Genomic DNA, 15,620 nt, shown 5'->3' with positions numbered 1-15,620 from the left:
TTTATTTTACTTCATTTCAACAATAAATCATCTATCGTGTACTTCGGATTAAACCGGTTCAGGTCAACCGGTTCTTTTATTCCTTTGATTTTCCCTTTTTCGGAGAATTGCCAGATGGTATAGGTTCCTTTGCCTTTAACCGTAGGATGTTTCGTGGGATCATCATTGTATCTTCCTATCATCGCATGGTAGTTGTTGAATTCCGGTGCGCAATTGGCGTTGTAAAACGAGTTGACAGAATAGATCATAGGAGCTTTTCCGTAATGCTCTTTCACCAAACGAATAAAGACTTTCAAGCTGTCCTGAAACTGCGAACGTGTCCAGTTCTTCCTCTCTTCTACGTCTACTATGGGGATTAAGTCCTGATCCGCTTTCCGGGCTGTTTTCTTGAAGTTCTCAAATTGCCCATGTGCCGAACTGGTGGTTCGGAAATAATGATAAGCACCCACTTTAAACTTGTTTTTACGTGCTTCTTTGATATTGTATTTATATTTAGGATCTATGTATGTTTTCCCTTCTGTCGCTTTGATATAGACAAATTGAATGTTTTTATCTTTTGACACCTGTTCCCAATCTATATTCCTTTGATGTCTTGAAACATCAATGCCATGATACCCAGCATCCATTTTCTCACCGGTAAAAGAGAGGAAGATGGCTCCGAAGCTTAGAACCACAAATATGTATAGTAGAACTCTCATATCCTTGGTTGTTTTGTTTTTATCTTGTGGATCCCTAAATGCGCCCATAACGCAAAGATATTATACTATCTGATTTGTTGATTGTTAAATCAACAAAAGTATAGTCATCCATTCTGCTAAAACTGCATTTATTATCAGAGGATGAGTGGTTATAGAAAGGGCTATCGATCTTAATGCTCTCAAACTCCCGATAGAATTTATCCAGATCATTGTCTTTTGTGAACTTCATTCTGACAGATACAGAATAGTCACCGTTAAAACTAATACTATTTCCTTCCAAAGCTCTATCCGTTTCTATATATTTTGGGAAATCTATTCCAATCATAGAGGCTATATCCTTTCTGTTTGTGTATTGATGAGTTATAGAATAGGATTCTTTAAAACATATACCTGAAAAAACTCCGAATGGCAAGAATGTCAAAGTCAAAGGGGATATCAAATATAACAATGCCTTTTGATTTGACTTTAAAGGATGCCATTTCCGATATAATCTTCGAATGAGGTAAATCATAGCAAACAAACCTAAAAAACCGGCAAGCATAATCGATGTGTGAAAGAAACAGAGAGCTGTAACAAACGACTTCACCATATGAAATGGTGCCAACCATAGGTAATCTAATTCAGCACCAGATTTAATGCGAGCAATTTGCGTGGCGAGGCGAGAACCCTCCTGGTCACCCAGCAAAAGAATTACTCCTAAAACACAACCTATCAACAGCAAAACAACTAAATATTGAACTATAAAAATCTTTATAACTCTTATGCCCTGCTGTTTAAAGGATACTTCTTTTTCGTACTGGATAAAAGCTATAATAGCTATTATTCCGAGGATTGTTAATAGGGTAGTCATGTGTTTGTTTTTTTATAGAATCCCCCAAAACCGTTCCGGCAAATAAATATTAGATACCTTTATGGCCTCCTTAAATAGTGGGGCTATATCTTCCGGTTGAAAGCCTGCTATTCCACAGCCTATTTCAGTTACAAGGAATACTTTATCCGGATTGTCTTTTGCAAATTGAATGAAATCATCAACATAGGGCTTTATTGTCTCAACACCTCCCTGCATAGTAGGGATAGCGTATGTTTGACCTTGCAGACCTATTCCTTGTCCCCAAACAGCTCCCCAACGTTCCTTTGCTAAATAAGCGGCGCCACCAGCATGCATGCCTTCAAGATTGCTTCCAAAAACAAATATTTCATTAGGCTGCAAATGTTCTATACTTTTCTCCGTAGTTCTTGTGTTTGTAGTCATCGTTAATATCTTTATTTAAAACGAGTTTTCCATCACACAAATATAATTAAAATAAGTACCAAAGCACTAATGCAACTAGCAAAGGACCATAGGAATGTTTTTATCTTTTGCTACCTCTTTCCAATCGATCTCCTTTTGATATCTTGACACATCAATCCCCTGATATCCGGTATTCTCTTTTTTGCCTTTAAAAGAGAGGAAGATAAGTCCGAGGCTTAGAATTGCCAATGTGCATAATAGAACTTTTGTTTTCATAGATTATTATCATCCATCAGTTTGTTCAATATATCACTTAAACGTTCGATAAGGGGTTTTTTCTCCTGGGGGATATTTTCGTTTGTGAAGAGGGGCGTGTCACCTTGCTTTGGTTCTATCTCTTGGATAGGCTGCTGCTCTATCTTTGAAGTTGGGTTAAGTGTCTCTTTGGGAGGATAATACTTGGCAATAAGTGCGTCGCACTGATCTTCTTCACTTACTTTGACGGAAACCGATTCCTCTTCTGTTTCAAATCCGGTGGCGATAAGTGTAAATTTAATTTCGTCATCCAGCTCATTATCGTCATACAATCCCCATATCACTTCGATATTCGGGTCGAGTTCATCCATGAAATGATCCAATTCGGTTAGCTCATTCACCGTAACCGGATGGTTTTCGTTCGAATAGATCACAAAAAGGATGCGTTTGGCTTTTTCGATGTCTTTGCCGTTCAATAGTGGTGACTGGAGGCTGTCCATGATAGCGTGCCGTAACCGGTGCTTTCCATTAGCTTTGCCTACCGTCATAATGGCACCGCCCCCGTTGCGCATAACAGTCTCTATGTCGCGGAAGTCACGGTTGATATCACCGTGTATGGTAATAATCTCTGCAATGCTTTTGGCGGCAACAGTCAGTATATCATCCGCTTTTTTGAAGGCTACTTTGGCGGGCATATCTCCTCCTCCGTAAAGATCCAATAGGCGCTCGTTGTTGATGACGAGTAGCGCATCCACCTGTTTGCGCATTTCGCTCACCCCCTTTATGGCTTGTCTGATTTTAGCTTTTTTCTCGAAAAGAAATGGAATGGTCACAATGCCGATGGTCAGTATGCCCATATTTTTGGCGACACCAGCCACAACAGGAGCAGACCCCGTTCCCGTGCCTCCGCCCATCCCTGCGGTTATGAAAACCATCTTGGTGCCATCGGTAAACAGTGTCTTGATCTCTTCGATGCTCTCTTCAGCTGCCTCACGCCCTTTGTCCGGTTTGTTGCCGACACCTAATCCGGAATCGCCGAGTTGAATGCGTTCCGGTACGGAAGATTTGGATAGCGACTGGCTGTCGGTATTGCAGATGGCAAACGAGACATCGTAGATCCCTTGTTTATACATATTTTCCACAGCGTTTCCCCCGCCGCCTCCCACACCAACCACTTTAATGATATTACTCATGCGGTTTTTGGGGAGGTTGAATTCCATCATATCTTCCATTAGCATAGTTGTTCCGTTTTATTTCTTTTTGTTATACATGTATTTCTCTTTGTTATCCCCTTTTTTCTGCCGGCTTTTGGGTGATAAATTTATGAAACAATGCGTGATTTTTTGATACTATTGGCAAAGCTACTTGAAAAAGCCTGATTCTTCAAATGTATATATAGAAAAAGGTAGTTTATTTCACCTACCCCCTGGCAAAATAAAGAGAAAATGTTAAAAAGCAAAATGTAAGCAAAAGCGCCATTTTGCTTTACAATATGATACGTTAAAAAATGTTTCTCCCGGGAGTTTGTAAAAATACTCCTGCCATTTCGGAAAAATACTCCTGCGTTTTTGACAAAATGATAATTGACGAGATGGTGAAAAAACAACGAATTAACATTAGTTAGCATTTCTTTTTTGACCCTCTGGGGTGAACCCAGCCTACTGGATGATGCAAAAGCGGGACACAACCAAGATATGTATAAAGATATTATCTATATTTGTGTATAATCAGAACTTAACGTATGGAAACAGCAGTAATACAAAATCGGATATATGAAATTAGAGGTCAGCGGGTGATGCTCGATTTTGATTTGGCAGAGATGTATGGAACGGAGACAAGAATCCTCAAGCAGGCGGTTAGGCGTAATATCGATAGATTTCCTGATGATTTCCTGTTCAGGCTATCTTCGGATGAAGCAAACTTGCTGATACAGACAGGGGTATCAAGAAATGTGATACCTAAAGAGTATAATATTGGGGGTAGCAGTGTATTTGCTTTTACCGAATTAATGAAACATTGGCAGAATTGCAGGCCAAGAAGTCGCTCTCTACGAAGCCCCGAAATCCGATCGGATTTGTGAAGCCGAAAGGATAAGGCTTCTCGTTTGCGTGCGCTTCCGAACGTTTTATGTGTATATTCGCACAATGTTTTAAACTTGCTTTAAATGTTTGTTGTTGATATTCAGTTGTTTATATTATCGGCACATATTTTGTTATCTGATTATCAGAAGTAAGTATTATGTGTTTATAGATTTAAAAACAGGAGAAAATGATTAAGACAGTCGATTTAGAAAAGATTTTCCGCACAGAAGAGGTGGAAACATGGGCGCTGAATAAGGTGAGTATTCACGTGAAAGAAGGTGAATTTGTGGCCATTATGGGACCTTCGGGTTGTGGCAAATCCACTTTGTTGAATATTCTGGGATTATTGGACAACCCGACCTCCGGGCAATATTTCCTGAACGGGACGGAGGTTTCCGGCTTTGCCGAATCTCAGCGAACCAAACTGCGCAAAGGAGTGATAGGCTTTGTGTTTCAGAGTTTCAATCTGATAGACGAGCTCAATGTGTATGAGAATATTGAGTTGCCACTACTTTACATGGGTATACCGGCTTCAGAGCGAAAAATAAAGGTGAAGGCGGCGATGGAACGGATGGCTATTTCGCACCGTGAAAAACATTTTCCGCAACAACTCTCGGGCGGTCAGCAACAACGTGTGGCCATTGCACGCGCCGTTGTGGCGAACCCCAAGTTGATTCTTGCCGATGAGCCGACAGGTAACTTAGACAGCAAGAACGGACAAGAGGTGATGAATCTGCTTTCCGAGTTGAATAAGGAGGGAACGACCATTGTGATGGTGACCCATAGCCAGCATGATGCGGGGTATGCCGGACGGGTAATCAACCTGTTTGACGGACAAGTCGTAGCCGAAGCAGTCATTTAACGTTTACGATATTTGGATATTTCGACTTAATTCGTATATTTGGTGATTATTGGTCATTGTAATCTTTGAAATAATCACCACCATGGCACCTCAATCTATTATCTCTTTAACGGATCTGGTAAAGACGTTTCCTGTCGGGAACGGCGAGTTTACCGCATTAAACAGGGTGAATCTGACGATCGACGTCGGCGAGTTTACCGGTTTAGTAGGCCCGAGCGGCTCGGGTAAGACAACTTTATTGAATATTATCGGTTCGTTGGATTGCCCAACACAGGGGGAAGCTCATGTGTTGGGCAAATCCGTTTCTACGCTGACCGCCCGTGAGGCGGCGGAGTTGCGGAATAATCATATCGGATTCATCTTCCAGAGTTATAATCTTTTGCCCGTGTATACGGTGTTCGAGAATGTAGAGTTTGCCTTATTGTTACAGGGCATACCTACGGCCAAACGCCGGACGATGGTGATGGAGGCATTGGAATGGGTCGGTCTTACCGATAAGGAGAAATCAAAACCTTCGCAACTATCAGGAGGTGAAAGCCAGCGCGTGGCCATTGCCCGCGCTATGGTGAAGAAGCCGGCGATCGTATTGGCCGATGAACCGTCGGCCAATCTGGACGCTGCCAACTCGCACCATATCCTTCAGACCATGGTGAAGCTGAATGAACAGCTGAAAACCACCTTTATTTTTGCCACGCACGATGAAAAGGTGATGCAATACCTCAGACGCATCATCCATTTGCAGGACGGCGCTATCGTAAGAGACGAAACGATCGGGGAGGGGTGAGCCATGTTACTACTGAAAACAGCTTTTAAGAATATCCTGGGTGGCGGCATGCGAACGTGGCTCAATGTGGCAGTCCTCTCCTTTACCTTTGTGATAATTGTCTGGTTTAACGGCATCACCGATGGCTGGGTACAGGAGTCCCGACAGGAGACGATTGCCTGGGAGACCGGCGACGGACAATTTTGGATGCCGGAATACGACCGGTATGATGTGTTTACCCTGCCGGATGCGCATGCTCCCATTCCGAATGGGTATCGTGAAGGCATGGCGAAAGGCGACCTGATGCCGGTACTTGTCGTGCAGGGCACGGTTTATCCCGGTGGAGGGCGTGTGATGAATATTCAGTTAAAAGGAATACCCGCCGGGCAGACCGCTGTGAAGCTCCCCACGCAGGGATTGGCCGACAGGGAAGAGATCAGCGCTTTGGTGGGCAAACGCATGGCTCGCTCGGCCGGATTGCAGGAGGGCGATTATGTGATGGTGCGCTGGCGCGACCGCTGGGGTGCGTTTGATGCCCGGCAGATCCGTATAGCGGGGGTGTTCGATTCGAAAGTGCCGGCCGTCGATACCGGGCAACTCTGGCTTGATATAGAAGATTTACAGCAAATGACCGGCATGGACGGGGAAGCGACTTATCTTATCCTTTCGGTGGGAACAGAGGTGCCTGTCGACTCGGGCTGGGTGTTTAAAAGCCTGGCCTATCTGACAGCCGACCTGGATGAGATGCTGGCAGCCAACCGGATAGAGATGGTGATACTGTTTATTATTCTATTGTCGGTGGCTCTGTTGGCAGTGTTCGACACGCAGACCCTGTCGATCTTCCGTCGGCAGAAAGAGATCGGCACCTATGTGGCCCTGGGCATGACGCAAAAGCGGGTGGCAACCCTTTTCACGCTCGAAGGCACGGCCTATAGCCTCCTGGCTATTGTGGTCGGAGCGATCTGGGGCACTCCTGTCCTTTTATGGCAGGCAAAAGTGGGTATGCCTATGCCGGACCTGATAGAGGAGACAGGCATTGCCATCGGGAATGTGATCTATCCGATCTATACATTCACAGCCATCTTATGGACCATCCTGGTGATTGTATTTTCGTCGGCATTGATCAGCTACTGGCCGGCCCGGAAGATTACGAAGCAGAACATTGTCTTATCACTTAAAGGGAAAATACTATGATTACCGGTTTTTTATGGAAAGGGGTCGTGCGCGACCGCGGCCGTTCGATTATGCCCTTTATTGTGGTGACGATCGGGGTGTTTGTAGTGGTCTTTCTGGATGGCTTTATGGGAGGGATGCTCTCGAATATGATCGATATGACCGCCCGCTTTGATGCCGGACATCTGAAAGTGGTCACGAAGGCATTCGAAGAAAACGATATGGAAAAGAATAACGATCTGGCCATCTTGGAGGCAGATGCTCTATTCGATCAGCTCAGGACTCATTATCCGCAGGTGTCCTGGAGCCCGCGTATCTATTTTGGCGGGTTACTGGATATACCCGATGCCGATGGGGAAACCCTGGCGCAAGGCCCTGTGGCGGGAACAGCGTATGATCTGTTGACAAACCAGGTGGAGTCCGAGCGTCTTCATCTGGCGAATTCTCTTGTCACCGGACGGCTTATCGGCAGCGGGAAAGAGGCGCTTGTCAGTGTTGATTTCGCCGAGCGTTTCGAGGTGTCTCCGGGCGATACGCTTACCTTTTTCGGAAGTACGATGTATGGCTCCATGTCGTTTACCAACCTGACGGTGGTCGGTATTGTCCGTTTCGGCAATGCCGCCCTCGACCGGGGAGCTATTATTGTCGATATTTCTTATGCGCGTCAGTTCTTAGATATGGAGAATGCCACGACGGAAATATTTGGCTTTCTCCCCGATGATCTCTATAAGCAGGAAGAGGCGGAAGCCATCAAGCGTGATTTCAATACCCGCTTCCCGGCATGGGAGGAAGACGAGTATGCCCCCTATATGCTGCAACTCGCCGATCAGAGTGGCATGGGCGATATGCTTGCCTATATGAAATCCATCACGTTTATTATGGTTGTCATGCTTGTTTTTGCCCTTTCCATTGTATTATGGAACACAGGCATACTGGGAGGTATCCGTCGTTACAATGAATTTGGCATCCGCCTGGCAATGGGCGAGCCGCAGGGGCATATCTACCGCACGATGCTATTGGAGTCGCTGATGATTGGTGCTGCCGGCTCCGTGATGGGGACGATCTTGGGCTTGCTGTTAGCTCTCTATCTTCGCAAATATGGCCTCGATTACGGGTCGATGATGGATAATATTTCCATGCTGATCGATCCCGTTATCCGTGCTGAGATCACGCCCCGTATGTTCTGGGTCGGCTTTATCCCCGGTGTTATCTCCATATTGATCGGCACTGCCCTGGCCGGCATGGCCGTCTATCGGCGCAAGACGGCGGAGTTGTTTAGGGAGCTGTCGTGAACTGTGATTACGCTGAATACAAGATAGACTATGATTTGATTACTTGGATTAAGAGATTAAAGTGATTGAAAAACATACTTATATATAAATAAATCCATAAACCTTTAAAACTAAAATGAAATGATTAATGAGAAGTATCAATTGTCGGAATTGACAGGAAATATTATTGGGGCAGCAATGGAAGTGCATCGAATTCTTGGAAATGGATTTCAAGAAGCTGTTTATCAACGGGCATTAGCTATAGAGTTTCATATAAGAGAGATTCAATATGAAAGAGAAAAAGAGATGCCGTTGAAATATAAAGGGAATGATATAGGAACTAGAAGGGTTGACTTTTTTGTGGAAGAAAATGTAATGGTTGAACTGAAAGCGATCAGTGAGCTTACAGATGCCCATCTTGCACAAGCTATCAACTACCTGGAGGCATACAATATGAAGATAGGACTGCTAATTAACTTTGGTTCAAACTCTCTTCAGTTTAAAAGAGTCGTTAATAAGTATTTGAAGTAACATAAAATAGAATAAATCATGCGTATCATAAAAATCAAAACAAATCAAATCATAGTCTGTCTTGTATTCAGCGTAATCACAGTTCAGGCATTCTCCCAGTCCCCCACCCAGCTCCTGGATGCTGTAGATAAGAACCTATCGGCGGATTCGCGTATAGTGGAGTCGACGATGGTGGTGCATGGGAAGCGTAATAACCGTACGATGACTTCCAAAAGTTATACGGAAGGGACAGCGAAGTCGTTCTCCGAATACCTGTCGCCGGCGCGGGATAAGGGCACAAAGATGTTGAAACTCGAGAAGGAGCTTTGGCTTTATTCGCCTTCGACCGATCGTACGATCCTGATATCCGGGCACATGTTGCGCCAATCGGTGATGGGCTCCGACCTCTCGTATGAGGATGTGATGGACGACCGCAAGCTGACCGAGACATACAACGCGGAACTATCCGGCGAGGAAGAGGTCGACGGACGACCCTGCTGGGTGTTGTCATTGAAGGCGAAGGTCGACGATGTGGCCTACGACGCCCAGAAGATATGGATCGACCGGGAGCGCCTGGTGCCTCTCCGGCAGGAGCTGTATGCCAAGAGCGGGCAGATGCTCAAACGAATCCTCCTGAGCGATGTGCGGCAGATCGACGGACGTTGGTTCCCCATGCAGATGAACTATAAAGATGTCTTGAAAGAGGGGGATGGCACCGATTATATTATTACCAAAATAGAATTTAATAAACCGATCCCTGCCTATATTTTCAGCAAGGCGGGATTAAAACAGTAAAGAACGATTATGGCTGGAAAACGAATACATAAACGGGAGGATCTTATCCGCGCCGGGTGGCGGATGATGCAGAAGTATGGCATCCGGCGCGTAACGGTGGAGGATATCTGCAAGGAGGCCGGGAGTTCCAAAATGACCTTCTACAAATATTTTGAGAACAAAATGGAGCTGATCAAAAATATGCTCTGGTTCTACGCGGACGAAAACCTGCGGGATTTCCGCGAGATTATGGCGATGGATATCCCTTTCAACCAGAAGATGGAGCGAACGGTCTATATGAAATTAGATAAAACCAAGGAGATCAGCGCCGACTTTGTGCGCGATATCTATCAGTCGGACAACGAAGAGATGCGGACATTCATGCAGGCGTTTTATGCCGATGCCATCCAGCGGGGTGTGGAAGAACTTACAGCTGCCCAGGAACGGGGCGAAATGCGCCCGGATATCAATCCTATATTGTTGGTTGTTATTTTCGATGCGTTGAAAATGATGATCTCCGATGAACGTTTGTTGAATGCTTACCCCAGTATGCGTGCGATGATAGAGGATATTTCACGCTTCTTTGTGTATGGTGTTTCCAATTATGAATAGAGTCATGAAACGCGGGTATTTATTTCTCCTTGGATGGATGCTGTCGATATCTATCCTGTCGGCACAGAAGAGTTCGTTTCGTTACAGCGGGCAACTCTCCGGTTGGGGACTGTATGCCCCCGATTATGCTTCGGATGTGTGGTTAGGGGGACGTTATCTGCCCCAGTTTAACGGGCAGTATCGCCTGGATGAAAACCGGCTGTTCGATGTGGAAATCTCAGCCAATCTGTTTGGTGATATGTCGTTGCGCTTCGATGAAGATCGAATGACGGGCGATATCAAACCCTATCGTGCCTGGGCACGCTATTCCACTTCCCAATTAGAGATCCGTGCCGGTTTGCAGAAGATCAATTTCGGCTCTGCCATGATGTTTCGCCCGTTGATGTGGTTCGATAAGATGGATCCGCGCGATCCGCTGCAACTGACCGACGGGATGTGGGCGGGTCTGTTGCGTTATTATTTTTTGAATAATGCCAACCTTTGGTTCTGGGTCTTGATGGGCAATAAAGATATCAAGGGATGGGAGTCTGTTCCAACGAACAGGAAACAGCCCGAGGCCGGGGGGCGTTTCCAATGGCCGGTATCACAAGGCGAGATGGCTGTATCGTATCATTTCCGGCCGGTCGACTTTGGAGCCAGCTCCGCGTATAGTTCTCTTCTTTCCGACCGCTCGGTGGCGGAACATCGCATCGGGTTCGACACGAAACTCAACCTGACTGTAGGCCTTTGGCTCGAAGCCTCCTGGACGCATCTGGCAAAAGACGCAGGCATAATGACCAATCAGACATTGATCACCCTCGGAACCGATTACACCTTTCCCTGGGGGAACGGCCTGACTGCTACCCTTGAACAGGTTGTTTTCGATGGCAGCCGCCAGGCTTTCTCATTCGATAATACCGCTACTTTCTCCGGTTTGTCACTCTCGTATCCGATCGGTATTTTTGATAACCTGCAAGGCATGGTCTATGTTGATTGGGCAAACCACGAAGCCTATAACTTCCTGAACTGGCAACGCCAGTATAATTCGCTCACCTTCTACCTGATGGCCTATTGGAACCCAGCGCGTTTCAGCATTCCCGGTATGACCTCTGCCGATAATCGCTTTATGGGCAAGGGGATGCAGTTGATGGTGGTTTGGAATCATTGAAAGTATCTTTGTTCTTACCCGCATGAGAATTTTCGCATATTTTACCTAAGTTTGGCAACAAAAAACCTTATGAAATATACGATCATTGATACCGGATATTTTTATGCCGATGGCGGAGCTATGTTTGGAGCTATTCCCAAAACCGCCTGGCGGAGGCGCTATCCGTCGAGTAAGAGTAATATATGCGTATTGGCGACCCGGAGCCTATTGGTTGAGACCGACGACGGGCATATTCTATTGGTCGACAATGGGGCGGGCACAAAGCAGCCCGACGCTTTGCGCCATTACTGTTTTTTCGATTGTGTAGATTTGGAAGAGGAACTGCTGAAACGAGGTGTTCGCCCCGAGGCTATTACCGATGTCATACTGACCCACCTGCATTTCGACCATTGCGGATACACAACCCGGCGGGTGGAGGAATCCTTGCAACCGACCTTTCCCAACGCCACCCACTGGGTGAGCCGGAAACAGTGGAACAATTGCCTTCACCCTAATCCCTTAGAGGAAGATTCTTATTTCACGGAGAACATACAACCGGTAGCCGATGCCGGCTTGCTTCGATTGATTGACGAAGAAACGGAGGTATGCCCCTCAGTTCTTTTGAAACTATACGACGGACATACGCCGGGACAGATTGTTCCTTATATACAGACTGGTGAGGAGGTATTGGTGTTTGCCGGCGATGTGATCCCGATTGCCGCCAGCCTTTCACCCAAATGGATATCGGCTTACGACACCCATCCACTGACTTCGTATTACGAAAAAGTCCGCCTTCTGGACGAGGCCGTCCGAGAAAGGCAGACTATTATCTTTTGCCACGATGCCTATACACCTATGAGCCAGGTGAAAAAGGCCGGGAAGTTTTATACCAAATGTAATGGTTAATTATTCCACGCCAAACTTATAGATACAATGGCTGGTGTAGGTTTCACCCGGGCGAAGCACGGTTGATGGGAACTCCGGCTGGTTGGGGCTGTCGGGATAGTGTTGTGTTTCCAGGCAGAAGGCACCACGGTGCGGATAGGTCACGCCATGTTTTCCTTTTTCTTTACCTGTCATGAAGTTACCGGCATAGAATTGTACGCCCGGTTCGTTTGTATACACTTCCAACGTAATACCGCTTGCAGCAGAATAGGCTTTACAAGCCACCTGTTTGATGTCGCCACCGGTGTTCAATACCCAGTTGTGGTCGTAGCCATTACCTAAGATCAATTGTTCGAAATCCTGTCCGATACGGTCGCCGATCGGTTGCATCACGCGGAAGTCCATCGGAGTGCCTTCCACCGGTGCCAATTCGCCGGTCGGGATCAGGATGCCGTCAACGGGAGTATAACGATCTGCGTTGATCATCAATGATTGGTCTAAAATCTTGGTGTCCAGCTTGCCGGAAAGATTGAAGTAAGAGTGGTTGGTCAGGTTCACAACGGTCGGTTTGTCGGTCGTTGCCGTGTAAGCCAGATCGATAGCGTTATCATCGGTCAATGTGTACACCACCTTCACCTGCAGATTGCCCGGGAAGCCCATCTCGCCGTCAACCGAAAGATAGGTCAGTTCCAATGTCTGGTTGTCTACCTGTTTGGCATCCCATACCACCCGGTGATATCCTTTCGGACCGCCGTGAAGCGTATTGGTTTTGTCGCTCTTAGGCAGTTCATACGTCTGCTCGTCGAGAACAAACGAAGCGTTCTTGATACGGTTGCCGTAACGACCGATAGTCGCTCCGAAATTACCGTTTGTGTTTACATAATCCTGCACACTGCTCCGTCCGAGTACCACATCTGTCATAGTTCCGTCACGATCAGGAACCATCAATGACACTAAGCAACCGCCGAAGTTGGTGATACATGCTTCCGCACCATTCTTGTTTGTTAACACATAGAGCTGGGTCTCTTTCCCCTCTACGGTAGATACAAAATCCGATTTCAAAAGCCCCGATAAGGTGGCTTTTTCTTCTTTTTCACCGCATGACGCCAATACACACACGGCTAACAATGACATCCAAATCTTTTTCATTTGACTTTACGTTAATAATTAATAAGTTCATAATTTGGAAGCAAATATAAGTAAAATTCCGTTCGTTTGACCGATGGTTGCTTTATCCGAATGGGTTTTGTACATTTGTGACACGAAAATAGATTCCAATCGCATGAAACAATATCACGAACTACTCAAACGCGTGCTCTCCGAAGGGACTACAAAGACCGATCGCACGGGCACCGGCACGATCAGTGTTTTCGGCCATCAGATGCGCTTCAATATGGAAGAGGGCTTTCCGCTGTTGACCACCAAAAAGCTTCATCTCAAGTCGATCATTTACGAGCTTCTCTGGTTTCTGAAAGGCGACACCAACGCCCGCTACCTGCAGGAACACGGCGTGCGCATATGGAATGAATGGGCCGATGAACAGGGTGACTTGGGACATATCTACGGCTATCAATGGCGCTCCTGGCCCGACTACAAAGGAGGGCATATCGACCAGATCTCCGAAGTGGTGAATACGATCAAAAACAATCCCGACTCACGTCGTATCATTGTCAGCTCCTGGAATGTGGCCGATCTGGAGAATATGAACCTGCCTCCCTGCCATGCGTTCTTTCAGTTTTATGTAGCCAACGGGCGTTTGAGCCTGCAGCTTTATCAGCGCAGCGCCGATATTTTCCTGGGCGTTCCGTTTAATATCGCCTCTTATGCGTTATTGCTTCAGATGATGGCGCAGGTAACCGGGCTTAAAGCGGGCGATTTTGTGCATACATTGGGCGATGCTCATGTGTACAGTAACCATATCGAACAGGTAGAATTGCAATTATCCCGCGACTTCCGTCCGTTGCCGCGTATGGAGATCAATCCGGACGTGAAAAGTATATTCGATTTTGCATACGAAGATTTCAACCTGACAGGCTACGATCCCCATCCGCATATCAAAGGGGAGGTAGCCGTTTAATCCATTCTGACCATGAGTACTATTTCGCTGGTCGCCGCCGTTGCCGACAATTATGCCATAGGGAAAGAGGGAGATTTGCTTTGGCGTCTCCCCAATGATATGAAATATTTCCGGAATCTCACCTCCGGACATACCGTGATTATGGGACGTAAAACCTTCGAATCGCTACCCAAAGGCGCTTTGCCCAACCGGGTGAATGTGGTAATCTCCTCACAGGAAGGCTTGACTTATGCTGATTGCACGATGGCTCGGTCGATCGACGAGGTACTTAACGCCGGCGAAGACGAAGAACTGTTTGTGATAGGAGGCGGGCAGATCTACAATGCCCTGTTGCCTCAGGCCGACAAATTGTATATCACCTGGGTACATCACGCCTTCGAGGATGCCGATACCTTCTTTCCGGGGATCGACTTCTCCGAATGGGAAGAGATCTTCCGCGAGAGCCATCCGGTCGATGAAAAGCATATCTATCCCTATACCTTCGCTACTTATCAGCGGAAATAAATGATGGCTTGCCTCGTTCGGCTTGCGATACAAAACACTTCTTTATAGATTATTCAGTTTTTCTATCACCAGGTTACGGCGCTGACGGGAGATGGGAACCGACGATCCATCGTTCATCTTGATGTATCCCCCATCGCCTTTGATAAAGCTTTGGATGGCATCCAGGTTGATCAGGTGCGACTGATGGACACGCAGGAACTGATAAGGGGTCAATAGTTCATCAAATTCTTTCAGGGTCTTGGATACGATCAATTTCGTGGCATCACGCAAATAAAAGGTGGTGTAGTTGCTTTCCGATTCGCAACGGACAATTTGATTGATCGCCACAAACTCGATCTTATCCGCTACCGACAAGGCGATTTTTTTATTTTTATCCGGTTGGTGGCTATTACGGAGCAGGTTACTCATACGCCGGTTCTCTTCTTTCAGCCGAATAGTCCGGGCGGCTTTCTCTACTGCCTGTGTAAGCTCTTTTGTGTCGATGGGTTTCAATAGATAATCGAGGGCGCTAAAGCGGATAGCCTGAATGGCATACTGGTCGAAAGCAGTGATAAAGATCACCTCCAAAGAGATGGCCTCCAGGCTTTCTAATAGGTGAAACCCCGTGCCATCGGTCAGGCATATATCCAGAAACAACAGATCAGGACGCTTTTGCTCTACCGCCTGCCGCGCCTCTGCCACTGTGGCACACTCACCCAACAGGACAACCTGCGGACAATGAACCTCCAGCATACGGCGCAGGTTCTCCCGATTCCCCGCCTCATCGTCTACCAGTAGTGCGTATATCTTTTCCTCCAT

Annotated in this window: 18 protein-coding genes and 1 pseudogene; 12 read left to right on the top strand and 7 right to left on the bottom strand. The window is 46.5% G+C overall.

Going from position 1 to position 15,620, the window contains the following annotated elements; all coding sequences use genetic code 11:
* Window positions 1-11: 11 nt before the first annotated feature.
* The 5 genes from M2137_RS00175 to ftsZ all read right to left on the bottom strand — a co-directional run bounded on the left by M2137_RS00175 (window position 12) and on the right by ftsZ (window position 3,422).
* Window positions 12-698 carry a GH25 family lysozyme gene (locus tag M2137_RS00175; RefSeq protein WP_280764455.1) on the bottom strand — a complete coding sequence of 229 codons (687 nt, stop codon included), beginning with the start codon at window positions 696-698 and terminating at the stop codon, window positions 12-14.
* Window positions 699-732: 34 nt separating this feature from the next.
* A complete protein-coding gene (locus M2137_RS00170) occupies window positions 733-1,548 on the bottom strand; it encodes a hypothetical protein (RefSeq protein WP_280764454.1) in 816 nt (271 codons plus the stop codon).
* 12 nt (window positions 1,549-1,560) lie between these two features.
* A complete protein-coding gene (locus M2137_RS00165) occupies window positions 1,561-1,950 on the bottom strand; it encodes a hypothetical protein (protein ID WP_280764453.1) in 390 nt (129 codons plus the stop codon).
* 75 nt (window positions 1,951-2,025) lie between these two features.
* Window positions 2,026-2,205, bottom strand: a complete 180-nt coding sequence (locus M2137_RS00160) for a hypothetical protein (protein ID WP_280764452.1) — start codon at window positions 2,203-2,205, stop codon at window positions 2,026-2,028.
* Window positions 2,202-3,422, bottom strand: a complete 1,221-nt coding sequence (ftsZ, locus tag M2137_RS00155; RefSeq protein WP_280764451.1) for a cell division protein FtsZ — start codon at window positions 3,420-3,422, stop codon at window positions 2,202-2,204. The genes M2137_RS00160 and ftsZ overlap by 4 nt, the downstream gene beginning before the upstream one ends.
* A 503-nt stretch (window positions 3,423-3,925) precedes the next feature.
* On the opposite strand from ftsZ, the pseudogene M2137_RS00150 reads away from it, so the two are divergent.
* The 10 genes and pseudogenes from M2137_RS00150 to M2137_RS00105 all read left to right on the top strand — a co-directional run.
* A pseudogene (locus M2137_RS00150) lies at window positions 3,926-4,189 on the top strand (ORF6N domain-containing protein); the annotation flags it as partial.
* A gap of 263 nt (window positions 4,190-4,452) precedes the next feature.
* Window positions 4,453-5,127 carry an ABC transporter ATP-binding protein gene (locus M2137_RS00145; RefSeq protein WP_280764450.1) on the top strand — a complete coding sequence of 225 codons (675 nt, stop codon included), beginning with the start codon at window positions 4,453-4,455 and terminating at the stop codon, window positions 5,125-5,127.
* Between the two features lie 82 nt (window positions 5,128-5,209).
* Window positions 5,210-5,911: an ABC transporter ATP-binding protein gene (locus M2137_RS00140; RefSeq protein WP_280764449.1), complete on the top strand. Its 702-nt coding sequence runs from the start codon at window positions 5,210-5,212 to the stop codon at window positions 5,909-5,911.
* Window positions 5,912-5,914: 3 nt separating this feature from the next.
* Entirely contained in the window at window positions 5,915-7,084 is a 1,170-nt protein-coding gene (locus tag M2137_RS00135; protein WP_280764448.1) for an FtsX-like permease family protein, read from the top strand.
* Window positions 7,081-8,355, top strand: a complete 1,275-nt coding sequence (locus tag M2137_RS00130; protein ID WP_280764447.1) for an FtsX-like permease family protein — start codon at window positions 7,081-7,083, stop codon at window positions 8,353-8,355. Before M2137_RS00135 ends, M2137_RS00130 begins: the two co-directional genes overlap by 4 nt.
* 120 nt (window positions 8,356-8,475) lie before the next feature.
* Window positions 8,476-8,865, top strand: a complete 390-nt coding sequence (locus tag M2137_RS00125; protein WP_280764446.1) for a GxxExxY protein — start codon at window positions 8,476-8,478, stop codon at window positions 8,863-8,865.
* Between the two features lie 18 nt (window positions 8,866-8,883).
* The gene (locus M2137_RS00120) at window positions 8,884-9,639 is read left to right on the top strand and encodes an outer membrane lipoprotein-sorting protein (protein WP_280764445.1); all 756 of its coding nucleotides are present in this window, start codon (window positions 8,884-8,886) and stop codon (window positions 9,637-9,639) included.
* A gap of 9 nt (window positions 9,640-9,648) precedes the next feature.
* Window positions 9,649-10,230, top strand: a complete 582-nt coding sequence (locus M2137_RS00115; protein ID WP_280764444.1) for a TetR/AcrR family transcriptional regulator — start codon at window positions 9,649-9,651, stop codon at window positions 10,228-10,230.
* Between the two features lie 4 nt (window positions 10,231-10,234).
* On the top strand, window positions 10,235-11,377 hold the full coding sequence (locus M2137_RS00110; RefSeq protein ID WP_280764443.1) for a hypothetical protein: 1,143 nt from the start codon (window positions 10,235-10,237) through the stop codon (window positions 11,375-11,377).
* Window positions 11,378-11,446: 69 nt separating this feature from the next.
* A complete protein-coding gene (locus tag M2137_RS00105; RefSeq protein ID WP_280764442.1) occupies window positions 11,447-12,262 on the top strand; it encodes an MBL fold metallo-hydrolase in 816 nt (271 codons plus the stop codon).
* On the opposite strand, the gene M2137_RS00100 is transcribed toward M2137_RS00105, so the two are convergent.
* Window positions 12,263-13,390, bottom strand: coding sequence for an aldose epimerase family protein (locus M2137_RS00100; RefSeq protein WP_280764441.1), 1,128 nt, complete (start codon window positions 13,388-13,390; stop codon window positions 12,263-12,265).
* 133 nt (window positions 13,391-13,523) lie between these two features.
* Here M2137_RS00100 and M2137_RS00095 point away from each other — a divergent pair, with 133 nt between their 5' ends.
* Entirely contained in the window at window positions 13,524-14,318 is a 795-nt protein-coding gene (locus tag M2137_RS00095) for a thymidylate synthase (protein ID WP_280764440.1), read from the top strand.
* Window positions 14,319-14,330: 12 nt separating this feature from the next.
* Window positions 14,331-14,822 (top strand): dihydrofolate reductase, encoded by a 492-nt coding sequence (locus M2137_RS00090; protein ID WP_280764439.1) that lies wholly within the window; start codon window positions 14,331-14,333, stop codon window positions 14,820-14,822.
* Window positions 14,823-14,864: 42 nt separating this feature from the next.
* Here M2137_RS00090 and M2137_RS00085 read toward each other — a convergent pair whose 3' ends face one another.
* On the bottom strand, window positions 14,865-15,620 hold the full coding sequence (locus tag M2137_RS00085; protein ID WP_280764438.1) for a LytTR family DNA-binding domain-containing protein: 756 nt from the start codon (window positions 15,618-15,620) through the stop codon (window positions 14,865-14,867).

Source organism: Parabacteroides sp. PFB2-10 (assembly GCF_029893085.1).
Classification (GTDB): Bacteria; Bacteroidota; Bacteroidia; order Bacteroidales; family Tannerellaceae; genus QVMG01.
Note: the sequence above shows the minus strand (reverse complement) of the source record. Positions and strands in the feature narration are given on the sequence as shown.